Source organism: Pseudonocardia xishanensis (assembly GCF_039541715.1).
Lineage (GTDB): Bacteria > Actinomycetota > Actinomycetes > Mycobacteriales > Pseudonocardiaceae > Pseudonocardia > Pseudonocardia xishanensis.
Map to the genome: position 1 here is coordinate 96,905 of NZ_BAABGT010000032.1, position 22,078 is coordinate 118,982.

The window sequence follows — 22,078 nt, forward strand, 5'->3', positions numbered from 1 at the left end:
CAGGCCCCGGCGCTGCGGCTCCGGCACCAGCCCGTCGACGATCTCGGCGATGTAGCGGCGGGTGAGCTGCCCGGAGCCGCTGTAGATCAGGAAGCCCCACCGTCCTCGGCCATGACCTCGGCCCTCTGCCCGGCGACGTCGTCGGGCGTCCCGACGAGCTCGAGCGACTCGGTCTGGTCGCCACCGCCGCCTCGCGCAGCGTCCTGCCCTGCGCGCGGTCGAGGAAGGTCTGCAGGAGCATCGGGAGGTCGACGCCGGCGCGGTCCAGCCGGCGGGCCGTGTCCACGTAGAAGTCGCCGCTCGCCCAGGACCGGCCCGCGTCCCCGGACCAGGGCTTGTTCCAGGCGGGGGGATGTAGTCGGTGAACCAGCCGAGATGGAGCATCAGCTCTCCTCCGTGCCGACGGTCGACTCCGCGAGCTCCGTCTCCTGCGGGGTCCGGCCACGCAGCGCCGACACGCAGACGGCGATCAGCGACAGGACCGCCAGCACGCCGATGGTCAGCGGGAAGGCGTCCGCGAACGCGTCCAGGTGGACCGGGTCGAAGCCCGCGACGTGGCCGGCGAGTGCCTCGGCCCGCAGCGCCTCGGGCAGGCCCGCGGTGAGCAGGACGAGCGCGACGGCCGAGCCGAGCAGCGCCGCCGAGTTGTCGATCATCACCCGGAAGCCGTTCGCCATCCCCCGCTCCCACGGCCGGACCCCGATGTTGATCACGGACGCGTTGGTGGTCTGGAAGATCCCGTTGCCGAGGCCCATCACGAACAGGGCCCCCGCGACCACGAGCCCGGAACCGCCCAGGGCGAACACGGTGGCCAGCAGCACCGCTCCGACGACGGCGATGAGCGCGCCCGCCGTGGCCAGCACCCTGGCCTCCATGTGCCCGGCCCAGCGCCCGGCCGTCGGACCGACCAGGATGTTGCCGCAGGCCTGCGCGGTGATGCAGAGCCCGGCCGACAGCGCCGTCAGCCCGTGCAGGCTCTGCAGGTACAGCGACACCAGCAGCGGTCCGGCGGACAATCCCAGGTTGAGCAGGGCCGTGGTGGCGTAGGCGGCCCCGCGGAAGCGGACCAGGACCAGCCGCAGGTCCAGGATCGGGTGCGCGACCCGCCGCTCGACCAGCACGAACGCCGTGATGCCGAGCACCGCGACCACCGCGGGCAGCAGGAACGACGGCGAGCCGACACCGTCGTCGACCCGGTTCACCGCGAGGACGATCCCGCCGATGCCGACGACCGAGAGCAGGGTGCCCGCGACGTCGGCGCCCGCCCGACCCAGCGTGACCGGCCGGGTGCGCCGCAGCGCGGCGGCCGACCAGAGCGTGCCCGCCAGCGCGAGCGGCACGGTGAGCGCGAAGACCGCCCGCCAGCCGAACGCCTCGGTGAGCAGTCCGCCGAGCAGTGGACCCAGCGCCACCGCCGAGGACATGATCGTGATGTTCCAGCCGATCCCTCGGGAGACGTGGTCGGCCGGGAACGCGTCGACCAGCAGCGCGGTGGTGTTGGTGATGACGGCCGCCGCCCCGATCCCCTGCACCGCCCGGAGCGCGATCACCGGCTCGGGGGCGGTGCAGAAGCAGATCGCGAGCGTCGCGGCCGTGACCAGGCCGAGCCCGCCGACGTACATCGTGCGCCTGCCCAGCACGTCGGACAGCCGACCCAGCGGGAGCATCGACACCGCCGTGACCAGCTGGTAGGCCAGCACGAACCAGTCCGCCTGACCCGGCCCGGCGCGCAGGTCGCCGACCATGTGCGGCAGGGCCAGCGGCACCATGCTGACGCTGGAGAAGGTGACCCACATACCCAGTCCGGTCACCGACAGCACGCGCCAGGCGTAGCGCAGGTCCGCAGGCGGGGTGTCCGGCGGGGTCGTGAGTGCCATCAGAACTCGAGCAGGTTCTCGCGCAGCGTCGAGCCCGCGTACCCGTCCCGCGTCAGGCCGCGCCTGCGCAGTGCCGCGCCCAGCCCGTCGGAGATCTCGCTGACGTACCGCCGGTTCAGCGAGCCCGAGATCAGGAACCCGTCGCCGCCGACTTCGTCCATGATCTCGCCCATCTGCCCGGCCACCGAGTCCGGCGTGCCGTACAGGTCGACCGACTTGCGGGTGTCCGACGTGGCGAACTCCCGCAGCGTCTTGCCCGCGGCCAGCTTCTTGAACAGCGCGAGCGAGCTCTGCGTGGCCTCGGTCTCGATGTCGGGGAACGGGGCGTCGAGGTCGAACTGCGCGAAGTCCAGGCCGGTCGCGTAGGACATCGAGGCCAGGTTGGCCTCCACCGAACCGGCCATGGCCTTCCGACCCCGCTCGAACCGGTCCCTCGCCTCGCCCTCGGTCTCGCCCAGCACCGGCGTGACGATGTAGAGGACCTTGCACTCCTTGGGGTCCCGGCCCGCAGCGATCATCAGCTCGCTGACCTCGTCGCGGTAGGCCTTCATGTCCTCGACCCCGTTGACCTGCGCGATGATCGTGTCGACGTTCCGGGCACCGAAGGCCCGGCCCGCCTTCGAGCCGCCTGCCTGGCACAGCGCGGGACGACCCTGCGGCGGGCGGGTCACGTTGAGCGGGCCGCGGCTGCGATACCACCGGCCCTCGAAGTCGATGGGGTGCACCTTCGACCCGTCGGCGAAGATCCCCCGCTCCTCGTCGAGCACCACGGCGTCGGGCTCCCAGGAGTCCCAGAGCCTGCGCACCAGGTCGATCCACTCGTCCGCCATCGCGTAGCGCTCGTCGTGGGCGAACAGCTCGTCGTACCCGAAGTTCTGCGCGGTCCGGGTGTTGTGGCTGGTCACGAGGTTGAGTCCGAACCGGCCGTCGGTGAGGTGGTCGATCGTGGCGGCGCTGCGGGCCGCCATGTAGGGCGGGTGGAAGGACGTCGTGACGGTGGCGAAGAACCCGATGTTGCGGGTGTGCTCGCCGAGGATCGGGATGAGCGCGAGCGGGTCCTGCTTCGGCGCGGAGCGGGCCGCCGCCAGCCACCAGTCGTGGTCGCCGCCGTAGGAGTCCGGGACGAACGCGCCGTCCTCGAACATCATGTAGTCGAACCCGGCACGCTCCAGCGCCCGCGCGGAGTCGACGTAGAGCTGCGGCTTGTTCCACTCCGTGCCGCCCGCGCCGGACCACATCTGGTTCCAGGACTGCACCTGGAAGGACAGGAACCATCCGAGGTGCAGCATCAGAACGCCAGCAGGTTGTCGCGGAGCAGCCGGTGCTCGAAGTGGTCGCGGATCAGGCCGCGCCTGCGCAGGGCCGGGGACAGACCGTCGGTGACCTCGGCGACGTAGCGCCGGTGCATCGGAGTGCCGACGATCAGGAACCCGTCTCCGCCCACCTCCTGCATGATCTCGTCCATCTGTGCGGCCACGGTGACCGGCGTGCCGCAGAGGTGGACCGCGTCCGTGGCGCTGTGCGCGAGGATGCGCTCGCGCAGCGTCTGGGTGCCGTCTCCCTTGAAGTTGGCGAAGCTGCTGCGGTGCCCGTTGGAGATCAGGTCGTCGGGCAGCGGCTCGTCGAGCGGGAACCGGGAGAGGTCGATGCTCGCCAGGTGCGAGCGGCCTGCGAGCAGGCCCTCGATGTTCGACTCCTTCGCCCGGTCGCGGCGGGCCAGCTTCTCCTCGGCCTCCGCGTCCGTCTCACCGAACACCGGCGAGACCAGGTACATCACCTTGATCGAGTCCGGGTCCCGACCGTGCTCGACGGCGCGCCGCCGGATGTCCTCGCGGTACGCCTTCATCTTCTCGACGCCGGGCGGGTTGGCGATGATCGCCTCGACGTACTTGGCGGCGAGGTCCTTGCCCTTCTCCGAGCCGCCCGCCTGCAGGAACACCGGCCGTCCCTGCGGCGACGGCGTCGTGTTGAGCGGGCCGCGCGAGGAGTAGAACTTGCCCTCGAAGTCCAGTGTGTGGACCTTGGTGTGGTCCGCGTAGACCCCCTTCTCGACGTCGGCGAGGACGGCGTCGGGCTCCCAGGAGTCCCAGAGCTTGCAGGCCAGCTCCACGAACTCGTCCGCCATCTCGTAGCGCAGGTCGTGCTCGGGCATGTCGAACCCGAAGTTCTTCGCCGCGTACGTGCTGGAGCCCGTGACGATGTTCCACCCGATCCGGCCCCGCGACACGTGGTCCAGGGTGGACATCATCCGGGCCACGGTGAACGGGTGGTAGAAGGTCGTGGTCAGGGTGGCCACGATCCCGACCTGGTCGGTGAACTGGGACAGGATCCCCGCGAGCACGGCCGGGTCCTGCTTCGGCGCCGCGCTGGCCGTCCGCAGGTAGTACTCGCTCGATCCCCGGTACGCGTTCGGGATCTGGACCGAGTCCTCCATCATCAGGAAGTCGAACCCACCGCGCTCGATCGACCGCGCCAGGTCGATGTACTGGTCCGGCATCATCCAGTCGGTGGCACCCGTGCCTGCCCACTCCTGGTTCCAGGCCTGCACGCCGAACCCGTTGCCCAGGAACCAGCCCAGGTGGAACATCCGCGAAGTCATCGCGCTACTCCTGTCAGAATTCGCGCAGGTGGTCCCGCAGCTGGGCCCCCGCGTACTCGGTGCGGACCAGGCCGCGACGTTGCAGCTCGGGGACCAGCCCCTCGGTGATCTCGTGGACGTACCGCCGGTTGGTCGGCCCCATGACCAGGAAGCCGTCGCCGCCCACGAACTCCATCGCCTCCTGGAGGGTGTCCGCGGCGGTCGCCGGGCTGCCGACGACCTCGATGGCCTCGGTGCGGTAGGCGGTGAACGCCTCCCGCAGGGTGCGGCCCGCCGCGAACCTCCGGAAGGTGGACAGGGTGCTCTGGTGTCCGTTGGTCGTCGCGTCGTCGGGCAGCGGGCGGTCGAGGTCGAACCTCGAGAAGTCGATCTCCATCGTGGCGGACCAGTTGACCATCTGGGCCTTGATCCCGGCCTCGACGTTCGCGTTCATGGCGGCCTGGATCTCGCGCGCCTCGTCGTCGGTGTCGGCGAGGATGGGCGAGATGATGTACATGACCTTGATGTCGTCCGGGTCCCGGCCCGCCTTCTCGGCCAGGTCCCGGATGTCGTCGCGGTAGCGCTTCATGTCCGCCAGGCCCTTGGGCAGGGACAGCAGCACGTCGGCGTTGCCCGCGGCGAACGCCTTGCCCGCCGGGGACCCGCCCGCCTGACAGATCACCGGGTGGCCCTGGGGCGGGCGGGGCAGGTTCAGCGGGCCGCGGCTGCGGTGCCAACGGCCCTCGAAGTGGATCGGGTGCACCTTCGTGTGGTCCACGTAGGTGTTCGACTCCTCGTCCATGACGACGGCGCCGTCCTCCCAGGAGTCCCACAGCTGCGTGACCAGGTCCACGTACTCGTGGGCGCGCTCGTAGCGCTCGTCGTGCGGCGGCAGGGCGTCCATGCCGAAGTTCTGCGCCGCCCGGTTCTCGCTGGAGGTCACGCAGTTCCAGCCGAACCGGCCGCCGGAGAGGTGGTCGATGGTCGCCGACATGCGCGCCAGCAGCCACGGCGGTACGAACGTGGACGACATCGTGGCGATCACGCCGATCCGCCGCGTCTCGCTGAGCAGCATCGACGCCAGCAGGGCCGGGTCGCCCTTGGGCGCGTAGCCGCCCTGCGCCAACGACGCCTCCGCCGTCCCCGCATAGGTGTCGGACACCATCAGCGAGTCCTCGAGCATGAGGAAGTCGAACCGGGCCCGCTCCAGGGCCTGCAGGAAGTCGACGTGCGAGTCGCCGTTCATCCAGTCCCGCTCCTCCGACCCGCTCCACGTCGAGCGCCAGTCGTGCGGGGTGAAGCTCTTGAACCAGGCGAGGTGGAACCGCTGGTCGACCGGGGTCGTCATCAGAACTCCAGCAGGTTGTCGCGGAAGTGCTCGTGCCCGTACCCGGTCCGCATCAGGCCGCGCTTCTGCAGAGCGGGCACCAGGCCGTCCGCGATCTCGCCGATGTAGCGGCGGTTGTGCGGCTGGTTCCAGATCAGGAAGCCGTCACCGCCGACCTCCTCCATCGCCTCGCCCATCTGGGCCGCGACCTCGTCCGGCGTGCCGATGAGCTCCATGGACTCGGTGCGGTAGGCCACGCAGGCCTCGCGCAGGGTCCGTCCGTTCGCCCACTTGCGGAAGTTCGCCAGGGTGCTCTGGTGGCCGTTGGTCTGCACGTCGTCCGGCAGCGGCTCGTCCAGGTCGAACGTCGAGAAGTCGATCTCCATGCTGCCCGACCAGCCGATCAGCTGGCCCTCCGGGTGCGCCCGGACGGCCGCGTCCTTCTGAGCCTTGCGGTCCAGCGCGTGCTGGTGGGTCTCGCCGAGGATGGGCGACACGACGTACATGACCTTCACCGAGTCGGGGTCCCGGCCCTCCGCGGCCGCACGGGCACGGATGTCGTCTCGGTACTCCTTCATCGCCGGGACGCCCTTGGGCAGCGCCATGACCATGTCCGCGTAGCGCGACGCGAACCGCCTGCCCGCCGGACTGCCGCCTGCCTGGGTGAGCACCGGGCGACCCTGCGGCGGGCGCAGTGTGTTGAGCGGGCCGCGGCTCCTGTAGTACTTGCCCACGAAGTCGATCGGCCGGACCTTGGTGTGGTCGACGTAGACCCCGCGCTCGCGGTCCATGACCAGCGCGTCGGCGTCCCAGGAGTCCCAGAGCCGGGTCACCAGGTCGACGTACTCGTCCGCGCGGGCGTAGCGCTCGTCGTGCGGGGGCAGGGCGTCCATACCGAAGTTCTTGGCCGCCAGGTCCTCCGACGAGGTCACGATGTTCCAGCCCACTCGGCCCCGGGAGAGGTGGTCCAACGTCGCGATGGACCGAGCGAGCATCCAGGGCGGGTAGAACGACGTCGACGCGGTGATCGAGATGCCGATCCGCTCGGTTGCCCGGGCCAGGATCGGGGCCAGCGCCATCGGGTCGCCCTTGGGCGCCCAGCCGCCCCGCTTGAGGGTGGCCTCGGAGCTGCCGCCGTAGGTGTCGGAGACCATCGACGAGTCCTCGAAGAGGATGAAGTCGAAGCAGGCCCGCTCGAGCGTGCGGACCTTGTCCACGTAGAACCTGCCGTTCAGCCAGTCGGCGGCGTCCGTGCCGTCCCAGCCGCTGGTCCAGGTCGTGGGGATGAAGCTGCCGAACCACCCGAGGTGGAACATGTCGCTCATGAGTTCGCCTCGCCTCCGATGCTGACGGCCGAGTAGTCGATGCGCCGGTCGGTGCGCTGTGCGTAGCCGTGGACGTCGGCCCGCATGGAATAGGGCGACATGACGCGGGCCAGGAAGATGTTGGCGCCGCTGTTCACCAGCATGGTCTCGGCCTGGCTCCACAGCGGGCCCGCCTCCGGGCCGATGGCGTCGGTGGACGCGAGGCCCTGCTTCATCACCGCGGCGAAGGCGTCGTAGTCCGGGCCGGACCAGAACGAGGTGTTGCTGCCGCCGCCGACCTGGGTCAGCAGGTTCAGCTCGTACGGCGGGGACATGGTCACCGCGGAACCGGTGCTCATGCTCGCCTGCAGCCGTCCGGCCAGGCCGTCGGAGAACAGCTGCGCCGCGGGCACCTGGTTGATCGTGATGTCGAACCCCGCGTCCTTCGCCGCGGCGGCGAGCACCACGACCGAGTCCTGCACCGACGGCGACGCGTTGCTGACCGTCATCGTGAACGCGACCGGGGTGGTGATCCCCGCCTGCGCGAGCAGATCCTTGGCCTTGGCCGGGTCGTAGGTGTACTTCGGCAGCTTCGAGCCGTCGTAGTACGGCTGCTTGTCGTCGAGCAGGTGCTGGTAGGCGTACGCGCGGCCCTTGTAGACGTCGTCGATGATCCGGTCGTACGGCACCGCGTAGGCCAGTGCGCGGCGGACCAGCACGTTGTCGAACGGCGCCCGCCTCGTGTTGAGCGTGATGCTCTGGTAGAGGTTCGACGTGGCCGTCGGGGTGAAGATGTCGGGGTTGGACGCCAGATCGGCCTGGTCGGTGGGTCGGAGGTCCAGCGCCACGTCGGCGTCGCCCTGCACGAGCATGTTCGCGCGGGTCGCGGCGTCGGGCACCACCCGGCGGATCATCGTCTTGATCGGCAGCGGCCCGAACACGTAGTTCGGGTTCGCCACCATCACGATCTCCTGGTTCGGGGTGATGCTCTGCAGCATGTAGGGCCCGAACCCGGAGTTGCCGTTCAGCATGCTCGAGACGCCCCAGTTGATCGCGTACGGGTCGTCCGCCGAGGCGTGCTGAGTGAGGTACGTGCTGTCGTAGATCGAGCCGATGTTCTCGGCCAGGTTGCCCAGCAGGGTGAAGCCGTAGCCGGGCTGGTCGATCGTGAACGTCACCGTGTACTTGTCGACGGCGACGACCTGCTTGTCGACGTCGGTCAGCATCGGGGCGTAGTAGCCCGGCATGCCGCCGCCCTTCGACGAGAACTTGCGCTCGAAGGACCAGACCACGTCGGCCGAGGTGAGCTCGTTGCCCTGCTGGCTCTTGAGGCCCTGGCGGAGGTGGAAGGTGAAGACCTTCCCGTCCTGGCTCACGTCGTAGCTCTGCGCCAGGAACGGCTCGAAGTGGTAGAGGTCCTGGACCTGCACGTTCGCGCCCTGCTCGGCGATGTACGGCTTGCGGATCAGCTGGGCGTGGATGCTATTGGTCACCTCCTGGTTGTCCGTGCCGTTGGTGAAGCCGTAGTCGCGGACGACGTTGGAGGCCTGGTCGCCGGTGACCACGACGACGGTGTCCTTGGCGGCGCCGCCGGAGCCGGAGCCACCGGAGTCGGCGCAGCCTGCGGCCAGCAGGGAGAGGGCGACCACGGAGACGACGGTGCGCGCCAGACGACGTCCGAGGCGGGGTGGAGCGGACATGGGGCTTCCCTGGGGTGTGGAGGGCGGGTGCGGGCAGGGCGGAGCGACGGGCGGCGGCGCTGCCGCCCGGACGGAGTGCGTGGAGCGGGGGCTAGCTGGTGCGGTCGACCGTGAGCCGGTGGGTGAGGACCGAGGAGGCGGCCACGGTGACGCAGAGGGCGGCGGCGGGGAAGGCGGCGGACCACCACTTCCCGACCGCGGCGTCGCCCGCCCCGTGGGCGATCATCGAGCCCCACTCGGGCGTGGGCGGCGGCAGCCCGACACCGAGGAAGCCGAGCGAGGCGGTCAGCACGATGCTGATGCCGAGGATGACCGAGACGTTGAGCAGCGCCGGTCGGACCGAGTTCGGCAGCACGTGCCGCACGATCAGCCGCAGCTCGTGCCGGCCCGCCTGGCGGGCGGCGTCGAGGTAGGCGTCGCCGCGCACCCGGAGCACCTCGCTGCGGGTCAGCCGGGCCTGGATCGGCATCAGGATGACGGCCAACGCGACGATCATGGTCGGGGTGCTCGTGCCGAAGAACGACACCACGACCAGCCCGATGATCACCACCGGGATCGCCTGCAGGAGGTCGAGCAGCCGGGACACCCCCCGGGCGAGCACGCCGACCGGACCGCGTCGGGACTCGTTCATCCCGACGCCGAGCCCGACGGCGATGCCGAGCACGGTGGCCAGCAGGGTCGCCATCGCCGCGATGACGACGTCGATCCGGGTCCCGGCGAGCGTCCGGGAGAACACGTCCATGCCGGTCGAGTCGGTCCCGCCCCAGTGCTCGGCGCTCGGCGCGCGGGACGGGAGTCCGACGACGTCCGTCGGGTCGTACGGGGTCAGGAGCGGGCCGACCAGCGCAGCGAGGAGGACCAGCGCGAGGATGCCCGTCGCGATCCAGCTGCCCACCCCGAGCCGCCGCGTCCGGGGCGCGACCGGGTCGGCGGTCGTGGTCGGGGCCGCCTGCGGCGGCAGTGTGGTGGTCACGATCCACTCCCCTGCACTCCGGGCCTGCGTCGCGGGTCGAGTGCCATCGTCACGACGTCGGCGAGCAGAAAGACGATCATGGAGATCGCGGCGACCAGGACGAGGGTGCCCTGCAGGGCGGTGAAGTCCAGCCCGGCCACCGAGGTGACGGCGAAGGTGCCCAGACCGCCCAGGCCGAACAGCTGCTCGATGATCACCGTGCCGCCGAGCAGCGTGCCGAAGATGGTGCCGAAGACCGCGATGGTGGGCGGCAGCGCACGCCGGTAGATGCTCACGAGGACCGTCCGACGCGGGGCGCCGGTGGCGATCCGGAAGAGCGTGGAGCGGTCCTCGGCGGCCGGCGCGAGTGCGCCCAGCAGTTGCTTGAGCAGCAGCGGGGCCAGGGACGCCACCAGCACGACGATCGGGAGCAGGTAGTGACTCATGATCGACGAGGTCACCGCGAACCTCCCGGACAGGACCGAGTCCAGCAGCGGGAGGTGGGTGATCGGCTCCGGCTCGGTGAGCCCGGGCCGGGTCCGCCCGTTCGGCGCGGGCACGATCCGCAGCGTCGCGTAGAACACGAAGATCCCGATCACGCCGACCACGAAGTCCGGCACCGCGCCCGCCGCCTGCGAGTACCCGTTCACGATCCGCGCCCCGAGGCTGCGGGGCGCGACGACCACCGCCACCGACAGCAGCAGTGTGACGACCACCAGGATCGCGAAGGAGACCACGGCCAACTCCACCGTGCCGGGAAGGCGGGCCATGATCTCGTCGAACACCGGCCTGCCGTTGGCGATCGAGGCGCCGAGGTCGAGGCGCGCCAGCCCGGCGACGTAGCGGCCGAGCTGGGTCCAGATGCTGCCGTCCAGCCCGAGCTGCACGCGCACGGCCTCGTACGTCTCGGGGGTGGCGTCCGGGCCCGCGACGGCCCGGGCGGGATCGCCGGGGATCAGCCGGACCAGGAAGAACGCGATCAGCGCGAACACCAGGATGTGCACCGGCAGGACCAGCACGCGCATCACCCACCAGCGCTGGCGGCGCAGTGCGGCGAGGGCCGCGCCGGTCCCGACGCCGGTCCGGACGGCGGCCACCGCGGCGGTCACGACGCCACCGCCCGCGGCCGGGCGGTGCCCCGCGCGGCGCCGACCAGGAACCGGGTGTACTCGTGCTGCGGACGATCGATCAGGTCGTCGGTCGGGCCACGCTCGACGATCACCCCGTCCCGCATGACGATCAGCTCCTCGACCAGGTACGCGGTGGCCGGGATCCCGTGCGAGACGAAGAACAGCCCGGCGGCGTTGTCGGTCGCGTAGTCCTTCAGCAGGTTCAACACCGCGCCCTGGACCGATACGTCGAGGGCCGAGACGACCTCGTCGCACAGCAGCAACCGGGGGCGGACGACGAGGGCGCGGGCGATCGCGAACCGCTGCCGCTGCCCGCCGGAGACCTCGTGAGGACGCCGGTCGGCGAGGGCCGGGTTCACCTCCAGGGTGTCGAGCACCTCGTCCACCCGCTCGTCGGCGGCGGCCCGATCGAGGTCGCAGAGCACCATCGCCGGGGTGCGCACGGCGTCCCGCAGCGTGCGCAGCGGGTCGAACGACGAGCTGACGTCCTGGCTCACCAGCTGGACCGCGCGGCGGAAGTCCCGCCGCCCCGCCCGCGAGACGAGGTGGTTCGCCAGCGGGACGCCGTTGTAGTGCAGCTCGCCGCCGTCGGGGTGCTGCAGCCCGGAGAGCATCCGGGCGAGCGTCGACTTGCCCGAGCCCGACTCGCCGATCACCCCGATCGTGCGGTCCGACCCGATCGTCACGTCCACGGCGTCGACGGCGCGGTGCCGCGCGCGGTTCACCACGAACGTCTTGGTGAGGGCCGAGCCCGTGATCTGGACCAGCCCGCGCTCCCCCAGCGGGTCGGCGAGGGAGGTGTCCCTCCCGAGCAGCCTCATCGCCGGCCTCCTCACGCGACGCCCCGGCCTGCCAGTGCGGCGGTCTCGGTGCGCACGGAGTCCAGGGTCGGCAGCCGGTCCGCGTGCCGGGCGTCGAGGTCCGGGACGCACCGCAGCAGGCCCCGGGTGTAGTCGTGGGTCGCGGTCGCCTCGAGCTGCGCCGACGGGCCCTCGTCGACGATCGCGCCGCGGTACATCACGATCATCCGGTCGGAGAACTCCTGGCAGAGCCGGATGTCGTGGGACACGATCAGCAGCGAGGTCCCGGTCTCGGCGGCGAGGTCGCGCAGCAGCTCCATCACCGCCCGCGACAGCGAGGCGTCCAGCGCGCTGGTCGGCTCGTCCGCGATCAGTAGCCGGGGTCCGGCGGCGAGCGCCAGCGCGAGCATCGCCCGCTGCCGCATCCCCCCGGACAGTTCGTACGGGCGGCTGCGCAGCACCCGGCGGGTGTCGGTCAGCCCGACGCGGACCAGCCAGGACCGTGCGGCGTCGGTGGCCTCGGACCTCGAGCACCGCGTGGCGCTGCGGATCACGGCGCGCAGTTGGCTGCCGACCGACCAGACCGGGTCGAGCGAGGTCATCGCGTCCTGGAAGACCACCGCCATCCCCGGCGTACGGTGCGGGACCCCGGCGCCGCCTGCGCGGTCGAGCGCCGTTCCGGCGAAGCTCAGCGTCTCCGCGGTGACCCTCGCCGAGGCGGGGAGGAACCCGGCGACCGCCATCGCCAGCGACGTCTTGCCCGACCCGGACTCGCCGACCAGCGCGACCTGCTCCCCCGCCGCGACCCGCAGGGTGGCGTCGAGCACCGCCGCGGACTCGCCCGTGGCGCTCGGGTAGGTCACGGACAGGCCGCGGACGTCGAGGAGCGGCTCGGGGCCGCCGAGGCGCTTCGGGTCTTCTGTCACGTTCTCGTCCTTCTCGCGGGGGGCAGAGGCTGGGCGGGGAAATGCCGGGGTTCGAGTCCGGCCGGGCGTCGTCGGCGGGCGGTGAGGCGAAGCCTGCGGACGAGATGTTTCGCCGACAAGCACGCAGGGGGTAACCGCCTTGTTGCGCCGCCCCGGCCCCGGGCTCATCCGCAGGTCAGAAGGTTGCGCTCGACCGGAGCGGGCCGAACACCGCCGATAACGCCGTCATGATCGAGGTCACATAGGGCCTCCGCGGGGTCGCCGCTAGCCTCGAAAGAAGGCCGATCCGTCACCGTCCGTCGCCGGTACCCCTCGTCCCTCGCGGAGGTTTCACCCGTGGCCCATCCCGTCCCCGTGCGCAAGGACGACGACGAGGGCCGCCGTGCCTACCGGACGGCGCGCGGTCGGCGAGACCGTCCCGCGGACACCTCGTCCCGCCGGATCTACGAGCTCCTCCGGGCCAGCATCCGGGACGGGTCGATCGGGGCGGGCGAACAGCTGGACGAGCAGCGGCTCGTGCGGGCCTACAACGGCAGCCGCAACTCCGTACGCCGGGCGCTGCAGGCGCTGGCCGAGGAGGGTCTGCTCGACCGCACCCGGCGGATCGGCACCAGCCTGTCCCACACGATCGTGCCCATCGCCCCGACGGACGTCGGCCCGCGGGTCTACGAGGGGACCGCCCACGAGGGCAGGCTCTTCGTGGAGACGCTGGAGTGCACCCGGGTGGTCGCGGGTCGCGAGGTGGCGCGCCGGTTGCAGATCGACCCCGCGCAGGAGGTGGTCCGCCTCGAGCAGGTGGGCCACTACGAGGGCGAGCCGCTCTACGTCCGCACCGGCTACCTGGTCACGGACCTCTCGGTGGACGCCTTCCTCGCCGTGCTCGACCGATGCCACGTCGACTACCCGCCGCTGCCGGTGGTCTTCGAGCGGGTCTTCGAGCGGCCCTACGGCGCCAGCATCTACTCGGTGGAGGCCGTCGCGGTGGAGGAGCGGATCGCCGCGCTGCTCGAGGTCGCTCCGGACACACCTACCCTGCTGCGCGAGCTGACGACGACGGACGAGGACGGCAGGCACTTCGAGCTCAGCTTCACCTATTTCCGCAGCGGACGCGTGGCGCTGTCCGGGATCGGCACGTTCACCGACTCCGGCTACCGCGTGAGCTGACCCGGCTCAGCTGAGGCAACCGGGGCCCAGCAGGGCCTTGAGGTCGCCCATCAACGCCGGGGTGTTGGTGACCTTCAGCTTCTCGTCCAGCCGCAGCAGGGTGGTCTTGCTGCCGTAGACCAGCTTGAGGTGCACCTCGGAGGTGCCCGGGTGGTGGGTCAGGACCTCCTTGAGCTGCGCGACCCGCTCCGGGGTGACGAGCTCGGTGCGGAGGCTGACCCGCAGTGGCAGCCCCGCCTCCCCCGCGGCCTGCAGCTCGGGGACCGCGAGGTCGTTGGCGATCAGGGAGACGCGGTCGTCCCGCTTGTTCACCCGCGCCTTCACCAGCACGATCGCGTCCTCCGCCACGTCCACGCCCACCACCTGGTAGGCGCGCGGGAAGAACAGCACCTCGATGCCGCCCGCGAGGTCCTCGATCTGGGCGCTGGCCCAGGGTTCGCCGTTCTTGTTCACCCGGCGGTTGACGTTCGTGAGGATGCCGCCGACGGTGACCTGCGCGCCCTCGCCGACGATGCCCTCCAGGATGGCGGGGATCGGGGTGTCCGACTTGGCCGCGAGGGCCTGCTCCATGCCGTCCAGCGGATGGCCGGAGACGTAGAGGCCCAGCATCTCCCGCTCCACGGCGAGCTTGTGCTTGGTGTCCCACTCGTCCTCGGGCACCTTGACGTCGAAGATCCCGCCGATACCGGAGTCGTCGGCGTCCCCGGGGCCGTCGAGGGAGCCGAAGAGGTCGAACTGGCCCATCGACGCGGCCTTCTTGCTGCTCATGATCGCGTCGATCGCGTCCGCGTGGACGAGCAGCAGGCCCTTGCGCGAGTGGCCCAGCGAGTCGAAGGCGCCCGCCTTGATCAGCGACTCGATGACCTTCTTGTTGCAGACGACGGCGTCCACCTTGCGCAGGAAGTCCGAGAAGTCGGTGAAGTTCCCCTTCTCCTTGCGCGCGGCGACGATCGCGTCGACGACGTTGAACCCGACGTTGCGGATCGCGCCGAGGCCGAACCGGATGTCGTCCCCGACGGGGGCGAAGTTGCGGACCGACTCGTTCACGTCCGGCGCGAGGACCTTGATCCCCAGCCTGCGGCACTCGCCGAGGTAGACGGCGGCCTTGTCCTTGTCGTCCCGCACCGAGGTGAGCACCGCGGCCATGTACTCGGCCTGGTAGTTCGCCTTGAGATACGCCGTCCAGTACGACACCACGCCGTACGCGGCGGAGTGCGCGCGGTTGAAGGCGTAGTCGGAGAAGGGCAGCAGGATGTCCCAGAGGGTCTTGACCGCGGCCTCGGAGTAGCCGTTGTCCTTCATCCCCTGGGCGAACCCGGCGTACTCCTTGTCCAGGATCTCCTTCTTCTTCTTGCCCATCGCCCGGCGGAGCAGGTCCGCCTTGCCGAGCGAGTAGCCCGCCAGCTTCTGGGCGATCGCCATGACCTGTTCCTGGTAGACGATCAGGCCGTAGGTCTCGCCGAGGATGTCCTTGAGGGGCTCCGCCAGCTCCGGGTGGATCGGCGTGACCTCCTGGCGCTTGTTCTTCCGGTCCGCGTAGTCGTTGTGCGCGTTGGCGCCCATCGGACCCGGCCGGTAGAGCGCGCCGACGGCCGAGATGTCGTCGAACTCGGTGGGCGCCATGCGGCGCAGCAGGTCCCGCATCGGACCGCCGTCCAGCTGGAACACCCCGAGGGTGTCCCCGCGGGCGAGCAGGTCGTAGGTGGGCTGGTCGTCCAGCTCGACGTCTTCGATGACGAGCTTCGGCTTGCCGTTGAGCTCGATGTTCTCCAGCGCGTCGTCGATGATCGTGAGGTTGCGCAGGCCGAGGAAGTCCATCTTCAGCAGCCCGAGCGTCTCGCAGACGCCCATGTCGAACTGCGTGATGATCGCGCCGTCCGACTCGCGGCGCTGGATCGGGATGACGTCGATCAGCGGCTTGCTGGACATGATCACGCCCGCGGCGTGCACGCCCCACTGCCGCTTGAGGCCCTCGAGGCCCCGCGCGGTGTCGATGATCTCGCGGACCTGCGGGTCCGCCTCGTAGAGCGCCCGGACCTCGGTGGCCTCCGAGTACCGCTTGTGCGACGGGTCGAACACGCCGGACAGCGGGATGTCCTTGCCCATGACGGCCGGGGGCATGGCCTTGGAGATCCGGTCCGCCACGGAGTAGCCGGGCTGGCCGAACAGCACGCGCGCGGAGTCCTTGATCGCGGCCTTCGCCTTGATCGTGGAGTACGTGATGATCTGCGCGATCCGGTCCTCGCCGTACTTCTCCGTGGTGTAGCGGATCATCTCGCCACGCCGACGCTCGTCGAAGTCCATGTCGATGTCCGGCATGGAGATGCGCTCGGGGTTGAGGAACCGCTCGAAGATCAGCTTGTGCCGGATGGGGTCCAGGTCGGTGATCTCGAGCGCGTAGGCGATCAGCGAGCCCGCCGCCGAGCCACGGCCGGGGCCGCAACGGATGCCGACGGACTTGGCGTGCTGGATGAGGTCCGCCGTCACGATGAAGTAGCCGGGGAAGCCCATCTGGATGATCACGCCGAGCTCGTACTCCGCCTGCCTGCGGTACTGCTCGGTGACACCGCCCGGGAAGCGCTTGTGCAGCCCCCGCTCGACCTCCTTGATCAGCCAGGACTCCTCCGTCTCCCCCTCGGGGACGGGCGCGCGCGGCATCAGGTCCTGGCTGGCGAAGGAGATCCCGACGCGCTCGGCGACCAGCAGCGTGTTGTCGCAGGCCTCGGGGTGGATCGGGTCCCACTGGGCGCGCATCTCGGCGGCGGACTTGAGGTAGAAGTCCTGCGCGTCGAACTTGAAGCGGTTGGGGTCGGCCAGGGTCTTGCCGGTCTGCACGCAGAGCAGCACCTCGTGCGGCTTCGTGTCGTCCGGGTAGGTGTAGTGCAGGTCGTTCGTGGCGAGACCGGGGAGGTCGAGCTTCTTCTTCAGCGCGAAGAGGTCCTCCTGGACCCGCTTCTCGATCTCGATCCCGTGGTCCATCAGCTCGCAGAAGAAGTTGTCCCTGCCGAAGATGTCCCGGTAGTCGCTCGCGGCCTGGCAGGCGTCGTCGAACCGGTCCTGCTGCAGCAGCCGCGCGACCTCACCGGACGGGCAGCCGGTGGTCGCGATGATCCCCTTGCCGTAGGTCTCCAGCAGCTCGCGGTCCATGCGGGGCTTGTAGTAGTAGCCCTCGAGGCTGGCCAGGCTGGAGAGCCGGAAGAGGTTGTGCATCCCCTCGTTGTTCTCGGCGAGCAGCGTCATGTGGGTGTACATCTCACCCGGGTTGTCCTCGCTGCGGGTCTGCCCGCCGAGGGTGGCGCGCTTGCGCTCGTGCCTGCTGCCCGGGGAGAGGTAGCCCTCCATGCCGATGATCGGCTTGACCCCGGCCGCGGTGGCCTTCTTCCAGAACTCGTAGGCGCCGTAGACGTTGCCGTGGTCCGTCATCGCCAGCGCGGGCATCTCCATCCGCGCGGCCTCTTTGAACAGGTCGTCGAGGCGCGCCGCACCGTCGAGCATCGAGAACTCGGTGTGCGTGTGGAGATGGACGAAGGAATCCTTGCTGTTCCCGCTGGTCGGGGCCATGAGACTGGTGGACTCCCTTCACGCGCTCACGCGCGGTGCTGCGGTACGGCCCGCCCGGTCGCGCCCGCGCCGGGGAGAGCGCGGCGGGTCCGGGGTGCGATCAGACTAGCCCCGGCCACCGACGGTTCCGCGTGCGGTCGCGGGGTGCACGACGAAGTCCCAGCTCACCGCGCCGGGGCGTGTCGCGGGCCCTCGTGTCGCACCTCCGGGCGTGTCGCGACCCCGTGACACTCGTGTGGCACGAGCGCCACCGAGTGACGCCTGTGCCCCACGAGCAGCACGGCTCAGGCGGCCACCGGAGCCGTCTCGACGCGGCGGGCGACCCGCGCGTACACGGCCTCGAAGGCGTCCAGGGTCGCGTCCAGCGAGTGGCCCGCGACGATCTCCCGGCTCGCCGCCCCCATCCGACGCCGGGTGCCCCCGTCCGCGAGGAGGGTCCGCAGGCTCGCGGCCAGGGCTTCGACGTCCCCGGGCGGGAAGAGCAGTCCGTTGCGGCCGGGGCGGACGAGGTGCGGCAGGGCCATCGCGTCCGCGGCGACGACCGGCTTGCCGGCCGCCATCGCCTCCAGCGTCACCAGACTCTGCAGCTCCGCGATCCCCGGCATGCAGAACACCGCGCAGCGGCGGTAGGCCGCGACGAGGTCCTCCTCGCTCACGAACCCGTGCCACACCACCCGGTCGGCGATCCCGAGCTCCCCCGCGAGCCGGTGCCAGGCCTCCCGTTCGGTGCCGTCCCCGACGACCTCCAGCCGAGCGCCGGGGACCGCGGCCATCGCGCGCAGCAGCTCGTCGACCCGCTTCTCCTGGTCCAGCCGCCCGACGAACAGCACCGTCCCCGGCGTCTCGACCCCGCCCGCATAGCGCGCGGCGTCGATGCCGCAGGAGATCGCGGTGGCGGGCAGGCCCGTGGACCCGGTCAGCAGCTCCACGGCCCGCGGGGTCGGGGCCGTCACGGCCCCCGCCCGGCCGAAGACTCCCCGCAGGTCACGCCAGGCCCACCGCGACGCGGCGGCCTGCAGGAACGCGGGCACCCGGCCGTGGGCGAACAGGTTCTCCGGCATGAAGTGGTTGGTCGCCACCAGCGGGGTCCCGCTCGCGGACGCGGCCACCGCCAGCCCCCGTCCGACGACGAAGTGGGCCTGCACGTGCGCGACCGCGGGCCGCACCTCGTCCAGGATCGCCGCGGTGGCGGGCCCGGCCTGCCAGGGCAGGCAGACCCGGAAGCTCTCGTGCAGCGGGTAGCGGTGCGACCGCACGCGGTGCACCGTCACGTCCCCGAAGGCGTGTGTGCCCGCGGCCCCATCGGGCGAGGGCGCCGCGACGTGCACCTCGTGCCCGCGCCCGGCCAGCCCGGTGGCGAGCCGCTCGGTGAACCGGGCGGCACCGTTGACGTCGGGCGCGAAGGTATCGGCGCCCAGCAGGATCCTCACGTCAGAACCTCTCTCTCCTCGGGGACCGGACGGGCGTCCGGGTGGAAGCGGGCCAGCAGCGCGACCCCGCAGGCCGCGGTGGCGCCGAACAGCACGAGCAGCAGGGTCGTCGGGGCGTCCAGCCCCGCGGCCTCGCCGAGCAGCGCCGCCCCGGCCCCGACGGCGACGAGCGGGTCGGCCACGGTCAGCACCGCCACCACCACCCCGGGCGGCCCGCAGGCGAAGGCCTGCTGCACGAGCCAGCCGCCCGCGGCGAGCGCGACGGCCACTCCCGCGGCGGCCCCCAGCAGCGCCGCCGGGGTGGCCCGGCCCGCCGCGACCTGCAGCGCCGTCGCCCGCAGCACCGCCGAGACCAGGCCGAACGCGATCGCCGCACCGGTGGCGCACGCGAGGCACCGCAGCCTGCCGGTGGCGCGGGCGGCGACCCCGGCCAGGGCGAGCACCGCGGCCGCCGCCGCGGCCGAGGCCAGCAGCACGGCCTGCCGGGAGTCGCTCGGCGGGGCGGTGGGCAGCGCCGAGATCACCCGGACGACCAGCGCGACGCCGCCCACGCACAGCCCGATCCCGACGAGGACTCGCCCCCGCGGCCGTCCGAGCGCGAGCACCACCGCCACCGGCACCGCCAGCACCCCCACCGGCTGCACCACGCTCACCGGCGCGAGCACGAGCGCGCCCACGTGCAGCCCCGCGCCCGCGGCGGCCAGGGCCGTGCCCGCGAGCCAGCGGGGCCGGGCGGCGAGGGCGCGCAGTCCGGTCGGGTCCAGGCGCCGCCCGTCGATCTCGCCGTGCTGCAGGACCGCGGCGCCCCCGAAGCAGGCCGCGCCGAGGACGGCGAGCGCCAGGGCGAGAGCGGTCACGGGGCCACCCCTGTCCGGATCGAGCGTGCGGTCACGACGAGCAGCACGGCCAGCACGCCGTACAGAACCCGTTCCACCCCACCCAGCAGGGGAAATGCGGGTGAACCGAACACGACGATCGGGACATGAGCGAGGAGGAACACCCCCGCCGACGCCCCGGCCGCCACCGCGAGGCCGGTCAGCCGCCGCCGGGCCGCGGCGTGCACGGCCGGACCGCGGGCGATCAGCAGGACCGCGACGGGCAGGACCGCGAACACCCAGGCCCCGGCGTAGCGGTGGACGGCGGCGGCGACGTCGGCCGGGGTGCCCGGCGGGTTGGTCGGGAAGATCCCGGCGACCGCCATCGCGACCGCCCAGCTGCCGAGCAGGAGCACCGGCAGGCGCCCGGTCCCCCGGCGGTGGCAGGCGGTCGCGAGCGCCGCGCCCGCGAGGGCCATCGCGGCCGCCGCGATGCCGAGCACGAGGTGGCCGCCCGGCAACACGACGTAGTCGGACACGGTGTGCCGCAGGGGATCCACCGCCCCCGCCACCCCGGCCACGTGCAGCACGGCGATCGCCCACACCGCCACCCCGACCGCGGCCTGCACCACGGTCCGCACCGCGGGCGGACCCGCCGCCACCGCCGTCCCGTCCGCCCCCGACCGCCGCTCACCGGCCACCGCTCCCGGCCCGCGGAGGACCGCGCCGCCCGCCCCGTCCACCCCTCGTTCCATGCCGATCACGCTCGCAGCGCGGGCGGGCCCCGGGAATCCGGTGATCCACCCAAGTCGGACCGGGGTATCCCCTACCCGGGCCAGGGTCACCCCGACCGGGATCGCCGCGCGTGCGCGGGTCGAGCGGTGGCCGGTCGGGCCTCAGACGGGCCCGTCGTCCGGCAGCGGGGTGGCGGCGGTCGTCTGGTCCGGCAGGAGCGGGGACAGCGCCAGCTCGGGGGCGGTCACACCCACCGGCGCCGCCTCCACCGCCCGGACGACCGGGGTGCCTGCGAGGCGGTCGAGGCCGGCGCGGTCCGCCTGCACCAGCAGCGCCAGGACGCACGCGCAGGGCTGCGAGTACCCCGCCGCCTCCGCGCGGGCGACGGCGGCGGGGCGGCCGCCGTCGAGGGTCGGCTCCGCCGCCGCCGACCGGGCGGCCTCCGCCGCGGCGGCGTACCCGGCCCGCTGCCGGGCGGTGTCCAGGGCCGCCGCGAGCGGGGCACCCGCCGGGATCGACTCGAACCGCAGGGCGGTCTGGACGCGCGGCAGCGGCAGCCGCAGGACCACCTGCGCCACCGGCGCCGTCCCGACCAGCGTCGCCGCCTGCGCGGTGGTGACCTCGGGGGCGAGCTGGACCAGCGCGAACGCCCGCTCCCCCGGCGCGGGCAGGGTCGCCGGGACTCGGGCCAGGTAGCCCTCCACGGCCTCCCCCGGCTCCGGTCCGAGCCGTACCTGGCCCGCCGCGACGGGCGGGGCCGCGGCAGGGGCGCGCAGGGCCTGCACCCCGGCCCAGACCAGCAGCATCAGCATCACCACGACCGACCCGAGGACCAGCACGCGCCGGCCGCGGGCGCCGAGGAGACCGTCCGGCTCCTCAGTCACGCAGCTTCTCGAGCGCCGACTCCAGGTCCGCCGGGTACTCGCTGGTGAACTCGACCCACCGCCCGTCCGCCGGGTGGTGGAAGCCCAGGGTGCGGGCGTGCAGCCACTGCCGGGTGAGGCCGAGCCGCTTGGCCAGCGTGGGATCGGCGCCGTAGGTGATGTCCCCGACGCACGGGTGCCGCAGGGCGGAGAAGTGCACCCGGATCTGGTGCGTGCGGCCGGTCTCCAGGTGGACGTCCAGCAGCGAGGCGGAGCGGAAGGCCTCGAGGGTGTCGTAGTGGGTGACCGACGGCTTGCCGTCCGCCACCACCGCGAACCGGTAGTCGTGCTTGGGGTGCCGGTCGATGGGGGCGTCGATCGTGCCGCTGCTCGGGTCCGGGTGCCCCTGCACGATCGCGTGGTAGCGCTTCTCGACCGTGCGCTCCTTGAACGCCCGCTTCAGCACCGTGTAGGCGTGCTCGGACTTCGCGACGACCATCACCCCGGTCGTCCCCACGTCCAGCCGGTGGACGATGCCCTGCCGCTCGGCCGCACCGGACGTCGAGACCCGGATGCCGAGCGCGGCGAGCCCGCCGATGACCGTGGGCCCGGTCCACCCGGGCGACGGGTGCGCGGCCACGCCGACGGGCTTGTCCACCACGACGATGTCGTCGTCCTCGTGGAGCACGACCATGCCGCCGACCAGCTCGGGGGCCGCGGTGATCTCCGTGGGGCCCTCGGGGTCCGGCAGGGCCACCTCCAGCCACGTGCCCGCGACGAGCCGGTCCGACTTGCCCGCGGCGCGCCCGTCGACCTCGATGCGGCCGTCCTCGGCCAGCGTGGCGACGACGGTGCGGGACAGTCCGAGCAACCGGGCGAGCCCGGCGTCCACCCGCATGCCGTCCAGCCCGTCCGG

17 protein-coding genes are annotated in these 22,078 nt (G+C 72.0%); 1 reads left to right on the forward strand and 16 read right to left on the reverse strand.

All coding sequences use genetic code 11. The annotated features are described in order from the left end of the window. Window positions 1-383 precede the first annotated feature (383 nt). The 10 genes from ABD993_RS13475 to ABD993_RS13520 form a co-directional block, all read right to left on the reverse strand. Complete coding sequence (locus ABD993_RS13475; protein ID WP_345416845.1) at window positions 384-1,877, reverse strand: MFS transporter; 1,494 nt, start codon at window positions 1,875-1,877, stop codon at window positions 384-386. After that, on the reverse strand, window positions 1,877-3,166 hold the full coding sequence (locus tag ABD993_RS13480; protein WP_345416848.1) for an NtaA/DmoA family FMN-dependent monooxygenase: 1,290 nt from the start codon (window positions 3,164-3,166) through the stop codon (window positions 1,877-1,879). Before ABD993_RS13480 ends, ABD993_RS13475 begins: the two co-directional genes overlap by 1 nt. Next, a complete protein-coding gene (locus ABD993_RS13485; protein WP_345416850.1) occupies window positions 3,166-4,476 on the reverse strand; it encodes an NtaA/DmoA family FMN-dependent monooxygenase in 1,311 nt (436 codons plus the stop codon). Before ABD993_RS13485 ends, ABD993_RS13480 begins: the two co-directional genes overlap by 1 nt. Before the next feature lie 13 nt (window positions 4,477-4,489). Beyond that, on the reverse strand, window positions 4,490-5,803 hold the full coding sequence (locus ABD993_RS13490) for an NtaA/DmoA family FMN-dependent monooxygenase (protein ID WP_345416852.1): 1,314 nt from the start codon (window positions 5,801-5,803) through the stop codon (window positions 4,490-4,492). Next, window positions 5,803-7,107, reverse strand: a complete 1,305-nt coding sequence (locus ABD993_RS13495; protein ID WP_345416855.1) for an NtaA/DmoA family FMN-dependent monooxygenase — start codon at window positions 7,105-7,107, stop codon at window positions 5,803-5,805. Before ABD993_RS13495 ends, ABD993_RS13490 begins: the two co-directional genes overlap by 1 nt. Continuing rightward, window positions 7,104-8,786 carry an ABC transporter substrate-binding protein gene (locus ABD993_RS13500; RefSeq protein ID WP_345416858.1) on the reverse strand — a complete coding sequence of 561 codons (1,683 nt, stop codon included), beginning with the start codon at window positions 8,784-8,786 and terminating at the stop codon, window positions 7,104-7,106. Before ABD993_RS13500 ends, ABD993_RS13495 begins: the two co-directional genes overlap by 4 nt. Window positions 8,787-8,877: 91 nt before the next feature. Next, complete coding sequence (locus ABD993_RS13505) at window positions 8,878-9,759, reverse strand: ABC transporter permease (RefSeq protein WP_345416860.1); 882 nt, start codon at window positions 9,757-9,759, stop codon at window positions 8,878-8,880. Beyond that, on the reverse strand, window positions 9,756-10,847 hold the full coding sequence (locus tag ABD993_RS13510; protein WP_345416863.1) for an ABC transporter permease: 1,092 nt from the start codon (window positions 10,845-10,847) through the stop codon (window positions 9,756-9,758). The genes ABD993_RS13505 and ABD993_RS13510 overlap by 4 nt, the downstream gene beginning before the upstream one ends. After that, window positions 10,844-11,689: an ABC transporter ATP-binding protein gene (locus ABD993_RS13515; RefSeq protein ID WP_345416866.1), complete on the reverse strand. Its 846-nt coding sequence runs from the start codon at window positions 11,687-11,689 to the stop codon at window positions 10,844-10,846. Before ABD993_RS13515 ends, ABD993_RS13510 begins: the two co-directional genes overlap by 4 nt. Before the next feature lie 11 nt (window positions 11,690-11,700). After that, on the reverse strand, window positions 11,701-12,594 hold the full coding sequence (locus ABD993_RS13520) for an ATP-binding cassette domain-containing protein (protein ID WP_345416868.1): 894 nt from the start codon (window positions 12,592-12,594) through the stop codon (window positions 11,701-11,703). 336 nt (window positions 12,595-12,930) lie between these two features. Here ABD993_RS13520 and ABD993_RS13525 point away from each other — a divergent pair, with 336 nt between their 5' ends. Continuing rightward, window positions 12,931-13,758, forward strand: a complete 828-nt coding sequence (locus ABD993_RS13525) for a GntR family transcriptional regulator (RefSeq protein WP_345416870.1) — start codon at window positions 12,931-12,933, stop codon at window positions 13,756-13,758. A 6-nt stretch (window positions 13,759-13,764) separates the two neighbouring features. Here ABD993_RS13525 and dnaE read toward each other — a convergent pair whose 3' ends face one another. From dnaE to ABD993_RS13555, 6 genes are all read right to left on the reverse strand, one after another. Continuing rightward, complete coding sequence (dnaE, locus tag ABD993_RS13530; protein WP_345416873.1) at window positions 13,765-17,319, reverse strand: DNA polymerase III subunit alpha; 3,555 nt, start codon at window positions 17,317-17,319, stop codon at window positions 13,765-13,767. A gap of 284 nt (window positions 17,320-17,603) precedes the next feature. After that, window positions 17,604-18,749, reverse strand: a complete 1,146-nt coding sequence (locus ABD993_RS13535; protein WP_345416876.1) for a glycosyltransferase — start codon at window positions 18,747-18,749, stop codon at window positions 17,604-17,606. Then, a complete protein-coding gene (locus ABD993_RS13540; RefSeq protein ID WP_345416879.1) occupies window positions 18,746-19,606 on the reverse strand; it encodes a hypothetical protein in 861 nt (286 codons plus the stop codon). Before ABD993_RS13540 ends, ABD993_RS13535 begins: the two co-directional genes overlap by 4 nt. Beyond that, on the reverse strand, window positions 19,603-20,319 hold the full coding sequence (locus ABD993_RS13545; protein WP_345416882.1) for a DUF998 domain-containing protein: 717 nt from the start codon (window positions 20,317-20,319) through the stop codon (window positions 19,603-19,605). Before ABD993_RS13545 ends, ABD993_RS13540 begins: the two co-directional genes overlap by 4 nt. A gap of 141 nt (window positions 20,320-20,460) precedes the next feature. Further along, the gene (locus ABD993_RS13550; RefSeq protein ID WP_345416885.1) at window positions 20,461-21,183 is read right to left on the reverse strand and encodes a hypothetical protein; all 723 of its coding nucleotides are present in this window, start codon (window positions 21,181-21,183) and stop codon (window positions 20,461-20,463) included. After that, window positions 21,176-22,060 carry an RluA family pseudouridine synthase gene (locus ABD993_RS13555; RefSeq protein ID WP_345417605.1) on the reverse strand — a complete coding sequence of 295 codons (885 nt, stop codon included), beginning with the start codon at window positions 22,058-22,060 and terminating at the stop codon, window positions 21,176-21,178. The genes ABD993_RS13550 and ABD993_RS13555 overlap by 8 nt, the downstream gene beginning before the upstream one ends. Between the last annotated feature and the right edge of the window lie 18 nt (window positions 22,061-22,078).

Excerpts from the sequence above, each read along its gene's own strand:
- ABD993_RS13555 (WP_345417605.1), bottom strand. The coding sequence starts at position 22,060 with ATGCGGGTGGACGCCGGGCTCGCCCGGTTGCTCGGACTGTCCCGCACC.
- ABD993_RS13475 (WP_345416845.1), bottom strand. The coding sequence starts at position 1,877 with ATGGCACTCACGACCCCGCCGGACACCCCGCCTGCGGACCTGCGCTAC.
- ABD993_RS13480 (WP_345416848.1), bottom strand. The coding sequence starts at position 3,166 with ATGCTGCACCTCGGATGGTTCCTGTCCTTCCAGGTGCAGTCCTGGAAC.
- ABD993_RS13545 (WP_345416882.1), bottom strand. The coding sequence starts at position 20,319 with ATGGAACGAGGGGTGGACGGGGCGGGCGGCGCGGTCCTCCGCGGGCCG.
- ABD993_RS13495 (WP_345416855.1), bottom strand. The coding sequence starts at position 7,107 with ATGAGCGACATGTTCCACCTCGGGTGGTTCGGCAGCTTCATCCCCACG.
- ABD993_RS13515 (WP_345416866.1), bottom strand. The coding sequence starts at position 11,689 with ATGAGGCTGCTCGGGAGGGACACCTCCCTCGCCGACCCGCTGGGGGAG.
- ABD993_RS13500 (WP_345416858.1), bottom strand. The coding sequence starts at position 8,786 with ATGTCCGCTCCACCCCGCCTCGGACGTCGTCTGGCGCGCACCGTCGTC.
- ABD993_RS13490 (WP_345416852.1), bottom strand. The coding sequence starts at position 5,803 with ATGACGACCCCGGTCGACCAGCGGTTCCACCTCGCCTGGTTCAAGAGC.
- dnaE (WP_345416873.1), bottom strand. The coding sequence starts at position 17,319 with ATGGCCCCGACCAGCGGGAACAGCAAGGATTCCTTCGTCCATCTCCAC.
- ABD993_RS13485 (WP_345416850.1), bottom strand. The coding sequence starts at position 4,476 with ATGACTTCGCGGATGTTCCACCTGGGCTGGTTCCTGGGCAACGGGTTC.